The organism is Methylotuvimicrobium buryatense 5G (assembly GCF_000341735.1).
Lineage (GTDB): Bacteria > Pseudomonadota > Gammaproteobacteria > Methylococcales > Methylomonadaceae > Methylotuvimicrobium > Methylotuvimicrobium buryatense.
In genome coordinates, this window is the sequence record NZ_KB455575.1 from 1,465,821 (window position 1) to 1,485,472 (window position 19,652).

15 protein-coding genes are annotated in these 19,652 nt (G+C 47.5%); 7 read left to right on the plus strand and 8 right to left on the minus strand.

Translation table 11 applies throughout. The annotated features are described in order from the left end of the window. Nucleotides 1-99: 99 nt before the first annotated feature. Nucleotides 100-2,346, minus strand: a complete 2,247-nt coding sequence (locus METBU_RS0106575; RefSeq protein ID WP_017839858.1) for a fused MFS/spermidine synthase — start codon at nucleotides 2,344-2,346, stop codon at nucleotides 100-102. 584 nt (nucleotides 2,347-2,930) lie between these two features. On the opposite strand from METBU_RS0106575, the gene METBU_RS0106580 reads away from it, so the two are divergent. After that, nucleotides 2,931-4,211: a hypothetical protein gene (locus METBU_RS0106580; protein WP_017839859.1), complete on the plus strand. Its 1,281-nt coding sequence runs from the start codon at nucleotides 2,931-2,933 to the stop codon at nucleotides 4,209-4,211. A 1,059-nt stretch (nucleotides 4,212-5,270) separates the two neighbouring features. Here METBU_RS0106580 and METBU_RS0106585 read toward each other — a convergent pair. Further along, entirely contained in the window at nucleotides 5,271-6,338 is a 1,068-nt protein-coding gene (locus tag METBU_RS0106585; RefSeq protein WP_017839860.1) for an OmpA family protein, read from the minus strand. Nucleotides 6,339-7,127: 789 nt separating this feature from the next. Here METBU_RS0106585 and METBU_RS0106595 point away from each other — a divergent pair. From METBU_RS0106595 to METBU_RS0106620, 5 genes are all read left to right on the plus strand, one after another. Next, nucleotides 7,128-8,906 (plus strand): NAD(P)H-dependent oxidoreductase subunit E, encoded by a 1,779-nt coding sequence (locus METBU_RS0106595; RefSeq protein WP_017839862.1) that lies wholly within the window; start codon nucleotides 7,128-7,130, stop codon nucleotides 8,904-8,906. A 1-nt stretch (nucleotide 8,907) separates the two neighbouring features. Continuing rightward, nucleotides 8,908-9,624 carry a 2Fe-2S iron-sulfur cluster-binding protein gene (locus METBU_RS0106600; protein ID WP_017839863.1) on the plus strand — a complete coding sequence of 239 codons (717 nt, stop codon included), beginning with the start codon at nucleotides 8,908-8,910 and terminating at the stop codon, nucleotides 9,622-9,624. Next, complete coding sequence (locus METBU_RS0106605) at nucleotides 9,617-10,156, plus strand: NADH-quinone oxidoreductase subunit B family protein (protein ID WP_017839864.1); 540 nt, start codon at nucleotides 9,617-9,619, stop codon at nucleotides 10,154-10,156. Before METBU_RS0106600 ends, METBU_RS0106605 begins: the two co-directional genes overlap by 8 nt. A 354-nt stretch (nucleotides 10,157-10,510) precedes the next feature. Then, on the plus strand, nucleotides 10,511-12,019 hold the full coding sequence (locus METBU_RS0106610) for a Ni/Fe hydrogenase subunit alpha (RefSeq protein WP_017839865.1): 1,509 nt from the start codon (nucleotides 10,511-10,513) through the stop codon (nucleotides 12,017-12,019). A gap of 472 nt (nucleotides 12,020-12,491) precedes the next feature. Next, nucleotides 12,492-12,905, plus strand: coding sequence for a host attachment protein (locus tag METBU_RS0106620; RefSeq protein WP_017839867.1), 414 nt, complete (start codon nucleotides 12,492-12,494; stop codon nucleotides 12,903-12,905). 78 nt (nucleotides 12,906-12,983) lie between these two features. Here the strand turns inward: METBU_RS0106620 and METBU_RS0106625 are convergent, their stop codons facing one another. The 3 genes from METBU_RS0106625 to groES all read right to left on the minus strand — a co-directional run bounded on the left by METBU_RS0106625 (nucleotide 12,984) and on the right by groES (nucleotide 15,328). Continuing rightward, nucleotides 12,984-13,238, minus strand: coding sequence for a Rho-binding antiterminator (locus tag METBU_RS0106625; RefSeq protein WP_017839868.1), 255 nt, complete (start codon nucleotides 13,236-13,238; stop codon nucleotides 12,984-12,986). 87 nt (nucleotides 13,239-13,325) lie between these two features. Next, entirely contained in the window at nucleotides 13,326-14,984 is a 1,659-nt protein-coding gene (gene groL, locus METBU_RS0106630; protein ID WP_017839869.1) for a chaperonin GroEL, read from the minus strand. Nucleotides 14,985-15,040: 56 nt separating this feature from the next. Beyond that, nucleotides 15,041-15,328, minus strand: coding sequence for a co-chaperone GroES (gene groES, locus METBU_RS0106635; protein WP_017839870.1), 288 nt, complete (start codon nucleotides 15,326-15,328; stop codon nucleotides 15,041-15,043). Between the two features lie 138 nt (nucleotides 15,329-15,466). On the opposite strand from groES, the gene METBU_RS0106640 reads away from it, so the two are divergent. Next, nucleotides 15,467-16,210, plus strand: coding sequence for a HesA/MoeB/ThiF family protein (locus METBU_RS0106640; RefSeq protein WP_017839871.1), 744 nt, complete (start codon nucleotides 15,467-15,469; stop codon nucleotides 16,208-16,210). Nucleotides 16,211-16,220: 10 nt separating this feature from the next. On the opposite strand, the gene METBU_RS0106645 is transcribed toward METBU_RS0106640, so the two are convergent. The 3 genes from METBU_RS0106645 to dnaB all read right to left on the minus strand — a co-directional run bounded on the left by METBU_RS0106645 (nucleotide 16,221) and on the right by dnaB (nucleotide 19,433). Then, the gene (locus METBU_RS0106645) at nucleotides 16,221-16,646 is read right to left on the minus strand and encodes a response regulator transcription factor (protein ID WP_017839872.1); all 426 of its coding nucleotides are present in this window, start codon (nucleotides 16,644-16,646) and stop codon (nucleotides 16,221-16,223) included. A 319-nt stretch (nucleotides 16,647-16,965) separates the two neighbouring features. Continuing rightward, a complete protein-coding gene (alr, locus tag METBU_RS0106650; RefSeq protein ID WP_017839873.1) occupies nucleotides 16,966-18,042 on the minus strand; it encodes an alanine racemase in 1,077 nt (358 codons plus the stop codon). Beyond that, the gene (dnaB, locus tag METBU_RS0106655) at nucleotides 18,039-19,433 is read right to left on the minus strand and encodes a replicative DNA helicase (protein WP_017839874.1); all 1,395 of its coding nucleotides are present in this window, start codon (nucleotides 19,431-19,433) and stop codon (nucleotides 18,039-18,041) included. The genes alr and dnaB overlap by 4 nt, the downstream gene beginning before the upstream one ends. Between the last annotated feature and the right edge of the window lie 219 nt (nucleotides 19,434-19,652).

The following is a 19,652-nucleotide window of genomic DNA, read 5'->3' on the forward strand; positions in this document are numbered from 1 at the left end:
CACCACGAACGACTTAACTTAATGGCAGCGAACGCTAGGTGTAGGACCGAGAACCCTAAGCGCCCGCACTGCCGGAATTTGAAGTGCGAAAGGTATAGCTTATTTCCAAACACTCATAATGCTAGTGAAATCGTCCGTCCATGAACGAGCATCGGCATAATGAGGCACTCTTTGCCAATTATTCTGCAAGTCGGCATTGACCAAAGGCGTGAGGTCCGCCTCATTTCTAGCCAAAATAGCCCAATCCGATCGATAGACAAAAGGAATGTTTTGCTCAGGCCTGAATTCTTGCAACAACAGCGTCAATCCCAATTTTTCCGCATGATCCGCCAACACCTTCTTCAGCTCCAGATAACGATTGGAAATGTGAAAAACCAACAAACCGTGATTTTCCAACCTGGAAAAATACAACTCCAAAGCTTCCTTGGTAAGCAAATGGGTCGGTATCGAATCCGAAGTAAACGCGTCGATAACCAATAAATCAAAAGGATTCGGTTGATTTTCCAATGTGATTCTGGCGTCCCCGACTTGAATATCGTAACCGCTGATACAATCCGTTAAATAAGTAAAATACTCGGGGTTCGTTGCGATCTGCACAACGGCCGGATCGAGTTCGAAAAATGTCCAGTGTTGAGATGCTTTGGCGTAACCGGCCATCTCTCCGGCTCCAAGACCGACAACGCCGATCCGCCAAGCGTTATTTCGGTTGTTGTAATTACCAAAAATGGAGCCTAAAGGCCCTTGCGGACTGTAATATCCGTTCGGCGTACATTGTCGATTGACATCGTTCAGTAACTGCAAGCCATGCCGAGTTGTACCGCTATAAATTTCATGCAATGTGTGCGTAGTATTGTCGACATTGAGATCCGAAATTTTCTTGACCGACAATACGCCATAAAAATTTCGGCTTTGATGCAAGAGCTGGTCTCCGCCTTGATGCTTTTCCGGCGCTGCGCAGGACAATACCAACAGCCCAACCAGGGGAAAATACAACGAATTTTTTTTAAATAGAAAGTAAGCGGCGCCCATTAGAGCAATGATCGCAAAACTGATGAGAAATGCATCGTCCAGTTGTTTGACGCTGATCGATAAAATAACCGCGAAGGTAATCAAATAAGCGCTAAAGATAATTTTCGCCAAATGTTCCTTAACATACTGACCAAAGCCATTGATTGGGTTCAAAAGCAATGCGCAAACGATCATAAGCGGGTATTCGTAAATCGAGCTGAATATAAATGGCGCGACAAAGCTATTAAAAATACCGCCGAGCATGCCGCCGAAGGACATGACTAAATAATACTGAGTCAGATAGTCTGTCGAGGGGCGTTTCTTGGCTAACTCGCCATGACAGACCATGATGCATAAAAAGAAAATGAATAAATGAATAAATAATTCGATTGAAAAAGAAGCCAGTTTTTGATTCGAAAAATAGTAAATCAAAAATGGTGCAACCAGCCAGGGCTGTATCAATAATATTTTTCTATGAATCGCCGCACCGTAGCCGGAAAAGACCAGAATGAATGAGAATAAATACAAGGCTAAAGGAATAACCCATAACAGCGGCACCGTGGCGATATCGATGCTGATGAAATTAGTCGTGCCCAATAATAAACTGGAAGGCACAAACGCCAATAATAACCATTGAATTTGTAATTTCAGCTCGGGCTTTTCGACTAGATTAACCTGCGATGCCTTATTGACTGCAGGCTGAAAATGCTGCTGTTTTAGAATTAGCATACACAATGAAATCAAGCCTATCAGTACAAGAAAACCCGCACTCCAATATTGCTGTTGCTGACTAATACCGATGGCGGGCTCCAGTAAAAAAGGATAGCTCAATAACGCAATCAAACTACCGGCATTACTGGCGATCGAAAGATAGTAAGGATCGTTACTGGTTTGATGGCCGATTTTTGAGAACCACTTTTGCAATAGGGGCGAGTTAGTGGACAACACGAAAAACGGCAAGCCTATCGACACGAATAAAGTCGACAACAACCAAATACTGGGATTTTCCGAACTGGGCGGCCGGCTACCCTCAGGGATACTTACCGGAAGGAAATAAAGGCTGATAAGCAGTATCGAAAGATGGATGGCAAGATGTTTTCGATAACCAAAGCGAGTGGAAAGAAAATGGGCATAGAGATAACCCAGAAAGAGGATGCTCTGATAAAACACCATACAGGTATTCCATACGGATGCAGAGCCGCCTAATAAAGGCAAAAGCGCTTTCCCAAACATCGGTTGTAAAACAAACATTAAAGAAGCACTGCTGAATAACGTCAACGCGAACAAGAATATAGGAAAATTATCGCGTCTGATTTCACTATGATGTGTAATGTCCATACGCCCCCCTAAATAACTAAATTTACGATGAAAAATTAAGTTTTGACCGGATTAACCTCTAATTTGGCAATAATGATCGACAAGCTTATGGGCGTGTCGGACGAGTATATCTTGACTGCGTTAGTGGGATATTATGATCGATTTCACATTTTTTCAAGCCCTTGATTAAAAAAACTTACCTTCCCGCACAAAAACAAAATAACTCATTGTTTTTATTGTCTCTAGCTAAGCCGAAACCGAAGCGCTCTTATCCGCTCCATGGCAATAACCTTAAGACTCTTACGGATAGGGCTTGCATAAAAAAAGCTAAAGCGTTATTTATTTAAGCCTAAAAAGAGCAGTTGGCATGTGTAGTAGACCGTTCCGTGCTGAGCCAAGTCGAAGTATGAAGGGTCTACTACACTTTCACAGGCTTGGCGAAGCCTCAAACTACCCTTCACCCTTCGACAGAGCCCTACCGAGCGTAGCCGAAGGGCTCAGGGCGAACGCTAGTTTAAGGCTCTCAACTGCTCTTTCTAGACTAAAACTCAACCGGCAACACCTCTTTTCTATAACAAACCTAACAAATTAAGAGGTAGTAGACTATGAAAACAACACTAATCCTGACAGTTACACTGATTCTCGGTGTCATTGCGTACTTGGCTTACCGTCCCGGTACTCATGATGCCTCATCGGACTATACCGTTTTCCAGCATGTCGAGGCATGCAAAGCTGAACTTGGAATCACCCGAAAATTGCCGGTACTCTCATGCTTGGATGGAACACAAGTGCCAATTTATGTCGATAAACAAGAAATTCAAGAAGACAACTGGGAAAAACTACTCTCAAACTCGAAAAGATGCGACAACCCTCACTGGCTCGGCGGCGATATGGGCTGCTGGACCTACTCGCATTTACAAATTAAGCAACTCGACGACGACAACATCATGGTGCTCAACTGCCGGCAAAAAGGGAATCAATTCGAAAAAGATTGGTTTCGAAAATCCAAAGCCAATCTCGGCATGAACCAGCAGCAAAGAAAAGAACGCTTTGAGAAAGCGTCTAGCGCCGAGAAAACCGAACTCTATTATCTTTACAATACTTTTAACGATATCGGCATTATCCTTCGGAATACAAAAACAGGAAAAAGTTGTTATCTCACTCAATATGGCGAAGCAGTGGTCGGTTTTTTACCGCCCCTCGATGCCCCCCTGCCTAGCAAGGACGATTATTTAGATCAATACAATAAGGAGCAAACAAGACCACCGAAAGACTTTCCGCAGGATCTTTGGTACCGTGATGCCAACCAGGCTTTTAAATCTCCGGCGTTTACCGCGGAAGCCGGTTGCGTTGCCTGCCATAATGCGCACGGTGTCAAATACAGTCCGTACATTAATTCAAAACACGGCCTACCGGATATTTATACGATGGCGCCTTTACCCTTTTTAGCGGTTGGCAAGCCTTTTCAAAATTTCTTCAATAATCATAATATTCTCCAGATTACAACCGACCCTATCGATGGCAAACAGCAACTCTGTACTCAGTGCCATAAAATGACGACCTCGGGAACCTGTGGCTACAGTTTTGAATTTGCCACGGGACATCCCGATAAAACACTGAGTACTTGGCTCACCTCAGGGCCGAATGAAAGAAACTGGATGCCGCCGATTACCGTGGCCCCGGACGTGATAAAAAAACATGTCGCCGTAATGAAATGCTGTTGCGACAACCCTCAGTCCCAAGGATGCAAAACCCGCAAATTCGGTCCGACACTTGCCGACCTTCCTAAAGGTTTCCATGAAGGCAAAGGTTGGGTTAGCGGCCAAGAGCCTGGCCTTTGCAAAGACATTATGGAGTCCTACCAATGGAATGCCGACAAGTTTTGATTCCATTCCAAGATATACCTTTCGTACTTCAAAATTCGGCAGGTGACTAAGGAGGCACCGGGATGCTCGACAAAGGCTTTGCCAGCATGGAGCTGGCATAGAGCATGGACGTATTCACTGCGTCCTTTGACGGGCACCCCGGCGCCGAATTTTGATCAACGATGAGTATATTAATATTGCATCGATTTTTAGAGGAAATTAGATGGATTGTTGCTCTTCGTCTAATGCCGGATGTCGCTAAAATTAACTTACTGAATTGCCAAACTTCTTTCATTTAGGGCGCGTCGAGGGCTTCGACATATAAGCAGTGGGTGTCGAGCATCAGTGGTTTTCCCTCGCATAGCGTTAGATGAGGGAAAGCCGAGAATACCACGTTAAAATAAATGGCATCGAGATCAAAAAGACTAAAATATGCTGTTACCCAAGCTCCAGCTCTCGTCTTTATACATAAGTATAAATATATCTAATTGTGCAAAAAGTAGCGACCGAGCGCTAAATTGTTGTGTTGTCCGGAAAGGCTATTGGTGTTTGAGCTTTACTGGCTTCGATAGTCGCGACGAAGGCGTCGCTCCCACAGAGAGCGGCGGACGCTCTGTGGGAGCGATCCCCCTGATCGCGATCTCGAGGTCGAAAGTGTTAAGTCACAATAAATGGTATCGAGGTCTCATTGGTTAAGGTTGCAAAAGGGTAATTTTTGACTGTGTACCGATGAGAGCTCCAGCTTGGGTAACCTGTTCAGGAAGCTCTAGCTTCCCGCAATCAAGAAAGATTAAACGAGCGAGCGAGATGTGGGTTGGTCGTTTTTATACCTTTCGCACTTCAAATTTCGGCAGTGTCCGAGGAGGCGCAGGGGTGTCCGACAAAGGCTTTGCCGGCATGGAGCTGGCATAGAGCCTACATGGACGTATTCACGGCGTCCTTTGACGGGCACCCCGGCGCCGAATTTTGATCTACGATGGGTATAACTTGATGCGTATGGATGAATGTAAAGCCGGCCCAAATATAAAAAAACCCGCTCGAAAGCGGGTTTTTGTGTTCAAAACCGATGAAATGTATTACTTAATTTTCCATCCAGATCAATTCTACACGGCGATTTTGAACTCGACCTGCCTCGGTTCTATTATCGGCAACAGGGCGATTGGGGCCGTAACCTTTAGCGTGCATACTATCGGTTACCCCCTTGGCTTTCAGGTAATCTACGACCGACTGCGAACGGCGCTCGGACAATCTCATGTTGTAGTTGTAGCCACCTTCGCTACTGGTATGACCTTGAACTTCGATTTCTTTTTCTTGCGGATAGGCGATCAGTTTTTCAGCGACTCCATCTAAAATTGCCTTTGCTTCCTCGGTCAGTTCGGCAGAATCGAATTTGAAGTTCACACCTCTGAGCTCGATACTAATAGGACAGCCTTGCGCATCAACCTTACTCCCGGAAATAGTACCCGGGCATTTATCCAAACAATCGTTGACGCCGTCTCCATCAGAATCCAGGGTCGAACAATCCTGGGCAGCTGCTGGGGCTGGTTCGAATTTCACAGGCGTAACTGCCGCTCTCGGTTTTTCTCCAAATGGAATCACAAAACCGACATTGACAGTCATGTCATGATATTCCTCGGTACCGGGACGCAGATTGGCGTTGAAGTTATTGTTGTAACGGTAACGCACATCGCTCCGCAGTAGGAAGTTATCATGCAATTCGTAAGTAAAACCAACACCGCCTTCGCCGGTAATCGAAGCTGCGCTATCACCTGGCACGCTGGTATTCATGCCGCCGATGCCGGCAACGATATATGGCGAAAAGGTATCGCGAAAAAAGTAATATTGCAGATCCGCTGAACCGCCGGTTAAATCCCAACGCCCATTGGTTTGACCTGTTTCGGCATTATTGTAGCCACTGAAACCTTGGTAAAAACCTCTCAACTCGACGTTGAAATGGTCGTTGAGCATTTTTCCAAAACCCATACCGCCGCCCCAACCGTCTTTAGCGCCCCGGTCACCACCTGATTTGATAAAGGTGCCGAATGGCGCGACATACCATCGGTCGTCTTGCGGCGCCTCGGCCCAAACGGAAGGAATGGCGCCAAATCCAGCCAATAAAGCACTAGCCATTATTTTTTTTAAACACATAACTACCTCTAATTTGAATAAAAAACCTTCAACAAACCGGGGTTCTTGATAGGAATGACCGATATGAAAAAATGTTTACTTTTTAAGAAAAACTCAAACTGCATGTAATGCCAACTAAGCCCGTTGTTTTTTACAACCAAGGCTGTTGTATTTATACCACTCCAAGTGACGTATAGTTTACATCATTATTTTGCCATCAACACAAATTTTCACTTGAAAAACATTATTTATCAATATAAATAGACTCTAACTTTAATACTTTATCTAGCTTATTAAATGTCTTGTTATCGCCCGCCGAAATCGTATCTTTTAAGCAACAATAGACAAAACAATAGGCTTTTGTATACCGTGAATGTTTCAGCTTATTCCCAAAAATTTTGAGAGCCACTACTCCCTTTAAAAACAGCAATTTCCAATTTGGAGATCAAAAAGGGTGTGGGGGTACGCTTGGCGAGGATGTCGGCTGCATTCACGCCATCCTTGGCGTTCGAGCTGCCATCAAGCCCCATGAATGGGTTTACGGCGTTCCTCGACAGACACATCCCATACCTTTATTCTCAGACGGTTTTTCAATCAAAAGGGAGAAAATCCGGAATCGTACCTTTCAACGGAAAAAGCTAGGTTATAGCAACCGAAAAAACCTTATATGGTGTCCAACTGACAAACTATGCTGAAATTGCCAACATTAGAAAACACTGTGTTCACACTATGTAATGGTATTTTTTTTTATATTGGCATATAGTTGAACTCAAGCTCCTCCGTCATAACCCAGTGCAGCAGAGAGACACCATGGAATCGTTCATTCAAAATCTCGTCGAAACCCACTCAAGGCGCCCAACTCGACTTTTAGCAATATTACGTGCCGTTCAGGCGCGATACTTCCACATTCCGAACCAAGCCATTCGATTGTTATCCAAGGAATTAAACATTCCAACAACACGCATTATCGGCGTTATCGAATTTTATAGCTTTCTTCATTTAACGCCTCGCGGACGTTACGATATATTGATCAGCGATTCGATTACCGATCACATGCTCGGTAAACACAACTTGATGGACTATCTATCTAACAAACTTTCCGTGTCGCCCGGCAGCGTTCGTGAAGACGGCTTGGTTAGCCTAGATAATACTTCATGCACCGGCATGTGCGATCAAGGCCCTGCCGGGCTCATCAATGGCCACGCGATCACCCGACTTGACCGGCCTAGAATCGACGCGATCGCACAATTAATCGACGAACAAATGGCAGTTGAGGATTGGCCCAAGGAATTCTTTGAGGTCGGCGATAACATCTATCAATCCGATTTATTATTGAGCAGTCGCCTTACCGCCGGACAAGGTCTACAATCGACTTTCGCACGCGGTCTAAAAGAAACGCTATCGGAAATCGATCATTCCGGACTCAGGGGGCGAGGCGGCGCAGGCTTTAAAACGGCGATGAAGTGGCGATTTTGCGCCGAAGAATCGGAACAAGAACGCTATGTGGTCTGCAATGCCGATGAAGGCGAACCCGGAACATTCAAAGACCGAGTATTACTAAATAGCTATGCCGATCAAGTTTTCGAAGGCATGACTATTTGCGCGGCACTTATCGGCGCCAAGCAAGGTTTTCTGTATTTACGCGGCGAATATCTACACCTTTATCACAAATTAGAAAACGTTCTCGAACAACGCCGTCAGTCCGGCTTGCTCGGTAACAATATTCTCGGCAAAGATATGAATTTCGATATCGAGATCTGTCTCGGCGCCGGCGCCTATATCTGTGGCGAGGAATCGGCATTAATCGAATCGCTCGAAGGCAAATGCGGTATTCCGCGAAATCGCCCGCCCTACCCTGTTTCCCAAGGCTATTTAAACAAGCCGACCGTCGTCAACAATGTTGAAACTTTCGTAGCCACCGCTAACATTGCCTTACACGGAGGTGCTTGGTTCGCGGCTAAAGGCACGGAAAAATCCCAAGGCACCAAGATTCTTAGCATTAGCGGAGATTGCTTACGCCCCGGCATTTACGAATATCCGTTTGGCGTTACGATTCGGCAAATTCTCGCGGATTGCGGTGCCCATGATGTGCTCGGCGTTCAAATCGGCGGGCCTTCCGGCACCTTTATTTCCAACCAGGAACTCGATCGCATACTAGGATTCGAGGATTTAGCCACGGGCGGCTCATTCATCGTTTTTAATTCGACACGCAACATTCTCGATATCGTGCGTAATTTCACTGATTTCTTCGCGCATGAAAGCTGCGGGTTCTGCACGCCTTGCCGAGTCGGTACGTCGTTATTGAAAAAACAGCTCGACAAAATCGTCGACGGCCACGGTTCGGCCGGCGATGTGGTTGCACTTGAAGAACTAACTCGCCTAGTCAAAAACCATAGCCATTGCGGCTTAGGCCAAACGGCGGCCAACCCGATCATTCATACCTTAGAGAGGTATCCCGACTTATACCAAAGCCAATTGAAAAAAATCAGTTACGAGCCCGGATTCGATTTGAACGCTTCCCTTGAAACAGCCAGACGTATGGCAAACCGTAATGATGCAGGGGCTCATCTAGCCCAGGTGGAGGAATAGCATGAGCAAAACATTTACCTTGGACGGAAAGCCCATTCCATTCGAAGATGGCCAGACCATCATGCAAGCAGCAACAGCCGCCGGCGTATATATACCGCATCTATGCCATCACCCGGAATTTACGCCGCACGGTAGTTGTAAGTTGTGCAACGTTAATGTCAATGGCCGCAATTGTTCGGCTTGCACATTCCCGGCAACCGAAGGCCAAGATGTATTGAGCGAAACGACCGAAATCAATCAGGACCGCCAAAAAATCACGCAAATGCTTTTCGTCGAAGGCAATCATTTTTGCCCGTCCTGCGAAAAATCCGGGAACTGCCAATTACAAGGCGTCGCTTATCATTTGAATATGCTGGACAATCATTTTCCGCATTTTTACGCGGAACGTAAAATGGATGCAAGCCACCCGGACGTCATGATCGACCATAATCGCTGCATTTTTTGCACCTTATGCGTCAGGGCCAGCCAACAAGCCGACAGCAAAGACGTCTTTGCGATTTCAGGCCGCGGCATTAACAAGCACTTGATCGTCAATTCAGAGTCCGGGCAATTGAAAGACAGTGATATCGATGCCGGCGACCGGGCCGCGCACATCTGCCCGACCGGCGCGATTCTGATCAAACGAACCGGCTATACTGTCCCGATCGGACAACGCATTTACGATCATAAACAAATCGATCAAGTCAGCTTGGAAACGGAGCACGAAAGTCATGGCTAATAAAATCAGAGTCGCAACCACGTCGCTAGCCGGCTGTTTCGGTTGCCACATGTCGTTTCTTGACATCGACGAGCGCATGCTGCAGCTCGCCGAGGCGGTCGAATTCGACCGTTCGCCGATTACCGACATCGAACATTGCACTAATTGCGACATCGGCTTGATCGAAGGCGGCGTGTGCAATTCGGAAAACGTGCATGTGTTACGCGAATTTCGTAAAAACTGCAAAACACTGGTCGCGGTCGGCGCCTGTGCCATTAACGGCGGCTTGCCGGCGATGCGCAACTTCATTCCTTTGGAGGAATGCCTGACCGAAGCTTATTTGGACGGTATCGGCGTCGAAAACCCGCAGATTCCAAGCGACCCGGAGTTACCTTTATTGCTGGACAAGGTTCGCCCGATTCATGAAATCGTCAAGATCGACTATTTCCTACCGGGCTGCCCGCCGTCAGCCGATGTTTTTTGGAAATTTTTGACCGACCTGCTCGAAGGCCGCGAACCCTCGCTGCCATACGAGTTGGTGCATTATGATTAATTTGGATTCTCGCGCTGAGTTATACCCATCGTAGATCAAAATTCGGCACCGGGGTGCCCGTCAAAGGACGCCGTGAATACGCCCTATAGGCTCTATGCCAGCTCCATGCTAGCGAAGCCTTTGTCGGACACCCCGGCACCACCTCGGGTACTGCCGAAATTTGAAGTGCGAAAGGTATAATTCGAAAGGATGAATTATTTCCCGCAGAGGCTCAAAGGCGCTGAGAACAGCATTATTAAAATTTTGGCAGTTCTACGGGTTTGCGCGATGAACCCTACCATTGAACGAACCATGAAATAAACTCTGCGCCTCTGCGCGAGTACTTTAGAATTCGACTTATTATCGGGAACACATATGTACGAACATTTAGAAACAGCTGCAGCCAGCTCGGAAAACCTTAAACGTGTCGTGGTCGATCCGGTATCGCGGGTCGAAGGCCATGGCAAAGTCACGTTATTGCTCGATGAAAACAATAAGGTCCAACAAGCCCGCTTGCATATCGTCGAATTTCGAGGCTTCGAACGCTTCATTCAGGGTCGTCCTTATTGGGAATTGCCGGTATTAGTGCAACGGCTATGCGGCATCTGCCCGGTCAGCCATCATTTAGCCGCCGCCAAGGCAATCGATCAACTCGTCGGCATCGACCCGGAAAATCTGCCTCCGGCCGCGACCAAATTAAGGCGCTTGCTGCATTTCGGTCAAGTCTTGCAGTCTCATGCCCTGCACTTCTTCCATTTGTCTAGCCCGGATTTGTTGTTCGGCTTCGAAAGCGATATCGGTAAACGCAGCATCATCGCGGTACTGGCCGAATATCCTGAAATCGGCGTGCAAGGCGTCAAGCTACGCAAATATGGCCAAGAAGTCATTCGCATGATTTCGGGCAAACGGGTACATGGCACCGGCGCAATCGCCGGCGGCATGAACAAACCGCTGTCGCGTGAAGAGCGCGATTACCTACTGACCGATATCGATCAAATGATCGAATGGGCGGCGGCAACCGTACAACTGGTCAAAAGAGTCCATTGTTCGAATCTGCCCTATTACGACGATTTCGCTACGATACGCAGCAACTATCTCGGTTTGACGCGTCCCGACGGCGCACTGGAACTATACCACGGCGGCATCCGCGCGAAAAAAGACACCGGAGAAACGATCATCGACCATGTCGATTATTGTCTCTATAACGACTATATCCATGAAGAAGTCCGCTCCTGGACCTACATGAAATTCCCTTATTTGTTGTCGGAAGGCAAGGAAAACGGCTGGTATCGCGTCGGCCCTCTGGCCCGCGTCAATAATTGCGACTATATCGATACCCCGTTGGCCGAGGCGGCTCGCATCGAATTCAAACAACACGGCGGCGAAGCGATGGTCCACAGCACACTAGCCTTCCATTGGGCTAGAATGATCGAAACGCTGCATTGCGCGGAAAGCATCAAAGTCTTGCTGAACGACCCGGAAATCATGAGCGACGACCTCGTCGCGCAAGGTGAAAAGCGATTCGAAGGAATCGGCGTGATCGAAGCACCACGCGGTACGCTGTTTCATCATTACCAGGTCGATGAAAACGATATTGTTACCCGCGCCAACCTGATCGTTTCAACAACCAGCAACAACATGGGCATGAACGAATCGGTCCGTCAGGTCGCCGCCGAATATTTGAGCGGACGCGAATTGACAGAACCGCTGTTAAATAATCTGGAAGTCGCGATCCGCGCCTATGATCCGTGTTTATCATGCGCAACTCATGCAGTCGGCAAAATGCCTTTGCAATTGGAGCTGATCGATGCGGAGGGTAAATTGATCGATAAATTGGTCAAACATAGCGATGGCGTTATTAGCAGCGAACCCACTAACGAATAATGAAACCGACAATATATATACCTTTCGCACCTCAAATTTAGGCAGTGCACGAGAAGGAGTCGGGGTGTACGGGAGGGTGTCGAAATTTACCAATTTTCATGTCAGAAAAAATAACTGGCGCTTTATAACCTATGATCATCAACAATTGCCAAGATATCATGATCGCCGTAGGGTGCGCATCGCGCACCCTAAACCTGGCGGTCAATAGCTTACAACACCAACGATTTCAAAAATATTTTGCGTTTAAAAAGCGGAAACACAGCAATTAGCTAAAAATGGATTTTTTCGATAGCCTAGGTGTACGCCCCCTCCCTTAGCGTAAGCTCAGGTAGAAGGCTCCGCTACCTCCTGCGCACCATTCCTTTAGACAAACCCTCAGCAAAGAGCTACACTCAATATGACAATGGAATGTCAGCCATAATTGCAAGGATGCGATAAACCGTTCCGACATATTGGTTAAGGAGTACAGCTTATGTATAGTAAATGGGTCGTGGTAGCAGACAGTAGCAAAGCACGTTTTTTTTTCTATGAGGGGAAAAAAGAACCACTGCGGGAACTTGAGGACTTAGTCCATGCCGAAGGAAAGCTAAAGGCTCAAGATGTCGTTTCCGACCAACAAGGCGGACGCGGCAACGGAGCGCATTCTTTTGAACCGGTTACCGATGTCAAGCAACAAGAAGCCATCCGTTTCGCTCATCAAATAGGCAATAAATTGGAACAGGGCCGAGTTAATAACGAATTCAACGATCTCGTATTAATTGCCCCTCCGGCTTTCCTCGGTACACTGCGCCAAACCCTGAACGACCAAATCATGAAACTAGTCGGCAAATCGATCGACAAAAACCTTGTCGCCCAAGACGAGTCCAATATCCGAAGCTATCTCTGATCGGGTAATAATTTAAGTCAATCATACCTGGCCCCGATTTAAATCTAAAACCGGGGCCTACAGCGACTCAAAAAACGATTATTTGAATCGAATGCTTTGAAATTTCGCCCCTGGCGTCCGCGTTTCCATTTCGACTATTTCAGATAATTCGACTTTTTGCCTTTCACCATTATCAATAACCAAAAATTCACGCTTATCCTGCTCAGTCAAGATGTCGATCGCTTTTCCCTCGACTATTCGATGTTCCGTCAGCATCAATTTGACGCGATAGCCGTACATGCAGGCTATTTCGATATAGTCGTGAAGCTCGCAGGCGATTGCTTGATTCTTCATCACGTGCCCCTTTTTTAACCCATAAAAAAGCCCCGGACGAAGTGACTCGACCGGGGCTTTGCGTCAAGCGATGAGCTCGAACGGCGATTACATCATGCCGCCCATTCCGCCCATACCACCCATTCCGCCCATGCCACCCATATCCGGCATGCCAGCGCCTTTATCGTCGCTCGGTGCGTCGGCAATCATCACTTCCGTGGTGATCATCAGACTCGCGACAGATGCAGCGTTTTGTAATGCGAAACGAGTGACTTTTGCAGGATCCAAAATACCCATTTCAATCATGTCGCCGTATTCGCCGGTTGCTGCATTGTAACCGAAGTTACCAGTGCCTTTTGCAACTTCGTTCAACACGACTGAAGACTCTTCGCCCGCGTTTTTAACGATTTGACGCAGAGGCTCTTCCATCGCGCGGCGCAGAATGTTAACACCGACGTCTTGATCATGATTTGCGCCTTTCAAACCTTCCAGCGCTTTCAATGCGCGAACCAGAGCGGTTCCGCCGCCGGCAACGACACCTTCTTCAACCGCAGCACGAGTAGAGTGCAGCGCATCTTCGACGCGGGCTTTTTTCTCTTTCATTTCGACTTCAGTCGCCGCGCCGACTTTGATGACCGCAACACCGCCAGCTAATTTAGCCAAACGCTCTTGCAATTTTTCTTTATCATAGTCGGAAGTTGCATCGTCGGCTTGTTTACGGATTTGTGAAACACGCGCTTTGATGCTTTCTTCTGTGCCTGCACCGTCGATAATTGTAGTATTATCTTTGTTGACTTGAATTTTTTTCGCTGTACCCAAAAGATCCAATTCAGCTTTTTCCAAAGATAGACCGACTTCTTCCGCAATCACTGTGCCGCCTGTCAGAATCGCGATATCTTCAAGCATCGCTTTACGACGATCGCCGAAGCCAGGCGCTTTAACCGCAGCGACTTTAACGATGCCGCGCAGATTGTTCACAACCAGAGTCGCCAGAGCTTCGCCCTCGACGTCTTCGGCAATAATCAACAACGGACGACCTGATTTGGCAACGCCTTCCAGTACTGGTAACAAATCACGGATGTTGGAGATTTTTTTGTCGTACAGCAGGATGAACGGATTTTCCAGTTCGGCGCTCATGCTGTCTTGATTGTTGATGAAGTAAGGAGACAGGTAACCGCGATCGAACTGCATACCTTCGACGACATCCAATTGGTTGTCCAAACCTGAACCTTCTTCGACGGTAATAACGCCTTCTTTACCGACTTTTTCCATCGCTTCGGCGATGATTTGACCGACCGACTCGTCTGAGTTGGCCGAGATCGTGCCGACTTGCGCAATCGCTTTGCTGTCTGTGCAAGGCGTCGCGGCTGCTTCGATGGCTTTAACCGCTGTAGTCACCGCCAAGTCGATACCGCGTTTCAAGTCCATCGGGTTCATGCCCGCTGCAACTGCTTTCAAACCTTCGTTAACGATGGATTGAGCCAGAACGGTCGCAGTCGTGGTACCGTCGCCGGCAACATCGGACGTGTGAGACGCGACTTCTTTAACCATTTGCGCGCCCATGTTTTCGAATTTATCCTTCAATTCGATTTCCTTTGCAACCGAGACACCGTCTTTGGTGATGGTCGGGGCACCGAAGCTTTTATCCAAAACTGCATTACGGCCTTTAGGACCCAAAGTAACCTTTACCGCATTCGCTAAAATATTGACACCTGCAACCATCAAGGTGCGTGCGTCACTACCGAATTTAACTTCTTTTGCTGCCATGTTTATTCCTAGATTCTGTGGTTAATGTTAAATACTAATCAGTTAAAAAGGGACCGTTAGCTCAGAACAGCCATGATGTCTTCTTCGCGCATCACAACGACTTCTTCACCGTCGATTTTGACTTCGCTACCTGAATATTTACCAAATAACACTTTATCGCCGACTTTAACTTCTAACGCGCGAACTTGACCGTTATCGAGCGCTTTACCGCTTCCAACCGCTAAAACTTCACCTTGACTCGGTTTTTCGGCGGCAGAACCAGGCAGTACGATACCGCCGGCGGTTTTGGTTTCTTCTTCAACACGTTTGATAATCACTCTGTCGTGTAAAGGGCGTATTTTCATCAATATCTCCTAATCGATATAAATAATAAAGTGGATTATTAGCACTCGCTAGTAATGAGTGCTAATAATAATCAGCTTTTGCAGTCTGTCAAGTTCTTTGGCATCATTCGCACCTAAATTGATATTCATTCTCAAAATATGAACGACGACCAACTATTACGCTACAGCCGGCAAATCATGCTGCCGCAAATCGATATCGAAGGCCAGCAACAATTGCTTGGCGCACACGTCCTGATCGTCGGTGCGGGCGGCCTTGGTTCACCGGCTTCGATCTATCTTGCGGCAGCCGGTGTCGGCCAAATCACTATTTACGATGACGACACGGTCGACCTTTCGAACCTACAGCGACAAATCGCTCACTACACCGACGATATTGGGACGGACAAAGTAATTTCAACCCAAAAGACCTTAAAAAAATTAAATCCGGATACTCAAGTACATATTTTCAAGCAACGCTTGATCGGAACCACACTCGATGAAACGGTTCAAAAAGCCGATATCGTCCTCGATTGCAGCGACAACTTTTCGACGCGATTCGCGATTAACAGCGCCTGTGTCAAACACCAAACACCATTGGTATCCGGCGCGGCGATACGGTTTGAAGGCCAAGTGTCGGTTTTTACACCGGGATTACATGACAGCCCTTGCTATAACTGTTTGTACTCGGACATGGGGGAAGAGATGCAGAATTGCGCAACCAACGGTGTTATTGCGCCAATTACCGGCATTATTGGCTGTATTCAAGCGCTTGAAACAATCAAGTTGATTACCGGCGCCGGAGAAACACTGACCGGACGTCTGTTATTGCTGGATGGTTTGACGATGGAATGGAACAGCATGAAATTAAGAAAAAATCCGAACTGTCCTACCTGCGGAAAATAGATGGATAAAATTACCCGAATTGCACTTTTTTTTCCGGATGTTGAAATTTTTCCAACATCAACGAGATAATTCGGCGGGATACCCAAGTCTCTCCTTGCCGAATCACCTTGATTGCTTTATTAAAAAACCTAGCCAAATCTGCAAACTGTAAATAGCCTTGGGCACCCGAAACCAAGCAATCGATAACTTCGCGATCGGTCAATTCAGGTGCGACTAAAATTATTTTGCTATCGGGGCTCGCCGCATTCAATAACGCAATATATTCTGCGGTTTGCTGTTCGCGAAGTTCATAGCGAAGCACAACGATAAGCGGCTTGTCTCTTTCAACCGCGATCAAGGCCTTTATTTCGTCATGATCGACTCGAATGTTTAGGCTCGAATCGTCGATAAACCTCAGAATGCCTTCGTCATTATCAATTATTTGCAAATCAATCATAAAGTTACCGATCGTTTAAGTTATCCTGCTTTCAAAATGCCAATCCCTCCCCTCTGTGTTTATTTGAGTTAAAACCATCCACGTTTTCAACTTATACCTTTCGCATTTCAAATTTCGGCAGAGCCTCTAGGAGGCGACGGGGTGCTCGGCAAAGGCTTTGCCAGCATGGAGCTGGCATAGAGCCTACATGGACGTATTCACGGCGTCCTTTGACGGGCACCCCGGCGCCGAATTTTGACCTCCAATGAGTATAGAACAGAGTCTAGTCTGCTTTAGGCAATTGTTAACTGTACCAAAGTACTAAATCGTTCAACCTAGATCACTCTTCGACAATCTGCACTCGCTGAGTAATGCCGCAAACCAATGTATAGGGGATAGTTTCCGACCAGAACGCCACCTCTTCGATCGGTAATCCGCCCCCCCATAGCGTCACCGGATCACCCGGTTTGGCATCGTCTTGCCCGCTCAAGTCGACCGTGATCATATCCATCGATACCCTGCCGATCATCGGGACGCGCTTGCCGTTAACAAGAACCGGCGTACCAGATTTAGCTTGACGAGGATAACCGTCCCCATAGCCAATTGCGACAACACCCATCGTAATCGGCCGGTCGCACACCCAAGAGCCGCCGTAACCAACCGTCTCGCCTTGTCGTACGGATTTAACGGCAATCAACCGGGAATGCAACCCCATGACAGGCTTTAAATCGAAATCACCTCCTGTCGATTCGGGAAACGGGGAAATCCCATACAACATAATTCCGGGTCTCACCCAGTCGGTCAACGCTTCCCGCCAACCCAGAATCCCGGCTGAATTCGCGATACTACGCGGCCCTGAAAAACCCGATAATGTCTTGTTAAACAAATCGATTTGTTTCAATGTCATTGAGTCGGATCGAACGTCGGCATTTGCCAAATGCGTTATAAAACCAACCGGTTTCTTGATCAACGAGCTCGATATCAAACGCTGATGAACTTTATCGACCTCGTCAACCGAAAAACCCAAACGGTTCATGCCCGTATCGATTTTTAACCAGGCGTCGATTCCGGCAGAGCCGGATTTTCGATCAATGATATCCAACTGCCCGAATGAGTGAATTAACGGATCCAAACCGAAATTGATTAAATCATTCAATTCCTCAGAACACGTAAAACCTTCCATAACCGCGATGCGTTGCGAAATGCCGGCTTGCCGCAAGCGGATACCCTCATCGACACGCGCAACGGCAAAGCCGTCCGCATCGGTTAATCGTTCAGCGACACGCAACAAGCCGTGCCCATAAGCATTGGCTTTAATGACCGCCATGACTTTCGAGTCGGGTGCGTGGCGTCTAGCCACATTCAAATTATGGCGTAACGCATCCAGGTTCAATTTGACATAAGCGGCCGGCGTCATTCGTAATCGTCTCCGCCGTAAGGATTTCCGGCAAAGTTTTCAAACCGAGTGTATTGTCCTAGGAAAGTCAACCTAACCGTGCCTATCGGACCGTTACGTTGCTTACCGATGATAATTTCAGCAACGCCTTTCTCCGGACTATCCGGGTTGTAAACCTCATCCCGATAAACAAATACGATCACGTCGGCATCCTGTTCGATACCTCCCGACTCACGCAAATCGGACATCACCGGCCGTTTGTTGGGCCGCTGCTCAAGGTTACGGTTCAGCTGCGAGAGCGCGATAACCGGCACGTTCAGCTCCTTGGCCAAGGCTTTCAGGCCCCTAGATATATCGGAGATCTGTTGAACCCGGTTATCGCCGCTGGCCGGCGACTGCATCAATTGCAAATAATCCAATACAATCAGACCCAGCTGACCATGCTCGCGCATCAATCGTCGCGCTCTCGAGCGAACTTCGGTCGGCGTCAAGGCCGGCGTATCGTCGATAAACAACTTGGTTTCGGCCAATAAATTAATCGCCGAAGTCAAACGCGGCCATTCGTCGTCGTCAAGTTTGCCGGTCCTAATTTTATGTTGATCGATACGTCCCAATGAGGACATCATACGCATTGCCAAGGAGTCTCCAGGCATCTCCATACTGAACACCGCAACCGGTTTATCGCCTTTAATCGCGACATTCTCCGCCATGTTCATCGCGATCGTAGTTTTACCCATCGACGGCCTACCCGCGACGATGATCAAATCGGACGGCTGCAGGCCCGAGGTCATTTCGTCGAAATCATTGAATCCGGTACTGGCGCCGGTGATATTACCTTCTTGCTCATAAAGCATTTCAATCTTATCGACCGCCTGCGCCAGCAACGACTTGATCGACGTGAAACCGCCCTGTCCGCGTTGGCGCTGTTCGGCGATTTGAAATACCTGGCGCTCGGCATTTTCGAGCAACTCCGATGTATCGCGCCCTTCCGGATTAAAAGCCGAGTCGGATATATCGGTTCCGACATGGATCAACTGCCTTAAAACGGACTTATCGCGAACAATGGTCGCATAAGCGACGATATTCGCGGCACTCGGCGTATCCTTTGCCAAGGTACCTAAATAGGCCAGACCGCCGACCTCATTCAATTGTCCGGCGGAAGCCAGTGCCTCGGATAAGGTAATGACGTCGAAAGGATCTTGTTTTTCTGCCAATTTTTCGATGGCCCGAAAAATCATTCGATGATCCTTGCGGTAAAAATCGCCTTCGACAACTTTATCGGCTATCGAATCCCAGGTTTGGTTATCCAGCATCAAACCACCGAGTACGGATTGCTCGGCTTGTATTGAATGCGGCGATACTTTTAAAGCTTCGGTTGCGTAATCGCGGTCGAATACATATTCTTCAGACATAATTTCGGTCAAGGGAAATACTGCAAAATAGAAGTTAATTGAAAATCGGTACGGGTTCCGACGCAACGAATCCCTAAACAAGAAAGTCACTGCGATTCAGTTTTGAGAAAACTCGTTTACTCCGTTCGTACCGAAAAATCGCTGAGCTTCGTTAAATATGCGGGGTGTGTTAGTGGATCGCCGTGAACCCAGCACCTAAATCCATAGGTCATTGGCAAT

Bases quoted from the DNA above. Each gene is read 5' to 3' on its own strand.
- METBU_RS0106605 (WP_017839864.1), top strand. From the start codon at position 9,617: ATGGCTAATAAAATCAGAGTCGCAACCACGTCGCTAGCCGGCTGTTTC.
- METBU_RS0106645 (WP_017839872.1), bottom strand. From the start codon at position 16,646: ATGATTGATTTGCAAATAATTGATAATGACGAAGGCATTCTGAGGTTT.
- alr (WP_017839873.1), bottom strand. From the start codon at position 18,042: ATGACGCCGGCCGCTTATGTCAAATTGAACCTGGATGCGTTACGCCAT.
- METBU_RS0106595 (WP_017839862.1), top strand. From the start codon at position 7,128: ATGGAATCGTTCATTCAAAATCTCGTCGAAACCCACTCAAGGCGCCCA.
- METBU_RS0106580 (WP_017839859.1), top strand. From the start codon at position 2,931: ATGAAAACAACACTAATCCTGACAGTTACACTGATTCTCGGTGTCATT.
- METBU_RS0106625 (WP_017839868.1), bottom strand. From the start codon at position 13,238: ATGAAGAATCAAGCAATCGCCTGCGAGCTTCACGACTATATCGAAATA.
- METBU_RS0106610 (WP_017839865.1), top strand. From the start codon at position 10,511: ATGTACGAACATTTAGAAACAGCTGCAGCCAGCTCGGAAAACCTTAAA.
- groES (WP_017839870.1), bottom strand. From the start codon at position 15,328: ATGAAAATACGCCCTTTACACGACAGAGTGATTATCAAACGTGTTGAA.
- METBU_RS0106640 (WP_017839871.1), top strand. From the start codon at position 15,467: ATGAACGACGACCAACTATTACGCTACAGCCGGCAAATCATGCTGCCG.
- groL (WP_017839869.1), bottom strand. From the start codon at position 14,984: ATGGCAGCAAAAGAAGTTAAATTCGGTAGTGACGCACGCACCTTGATG.
- METBU_RS0106585 (WP_017839860.1), bottom strand. From the start codon at position 6,338: ATGTGTTTAAAAAAAATAATGGCTAGTGCTTTATTGGCTGGATTTGGC.
- METBU_RS0106600 (WP_017839863.1), top strand. From the start codon at position 8,908: ATGAGCAAAACATTTACCTTGGACGGAAAGCCCATTCCATTCGAAGAT.
- METBU_RS0106575 (WP_017839858.1), bottom strand. From the start codon at position 2,346: ATGGACATTACACATCATAGTGAAATCAGACGCGATAATTTTCCTATA.
- dnaB (WP_017839874.1), bottom strand. From the start codon at position 19,433: ATGTCTGAAGAATATGTATTCGACCGCGATTACGCAACCGAAGCTTTA.
- METBU_RS0106620 (WP_017839867.1), top strand. From the start codon at position 12,492: ATGTATAGTAAATGGGTCGTGGTAGCAGACAGTAGCAAAGCACGTTTT.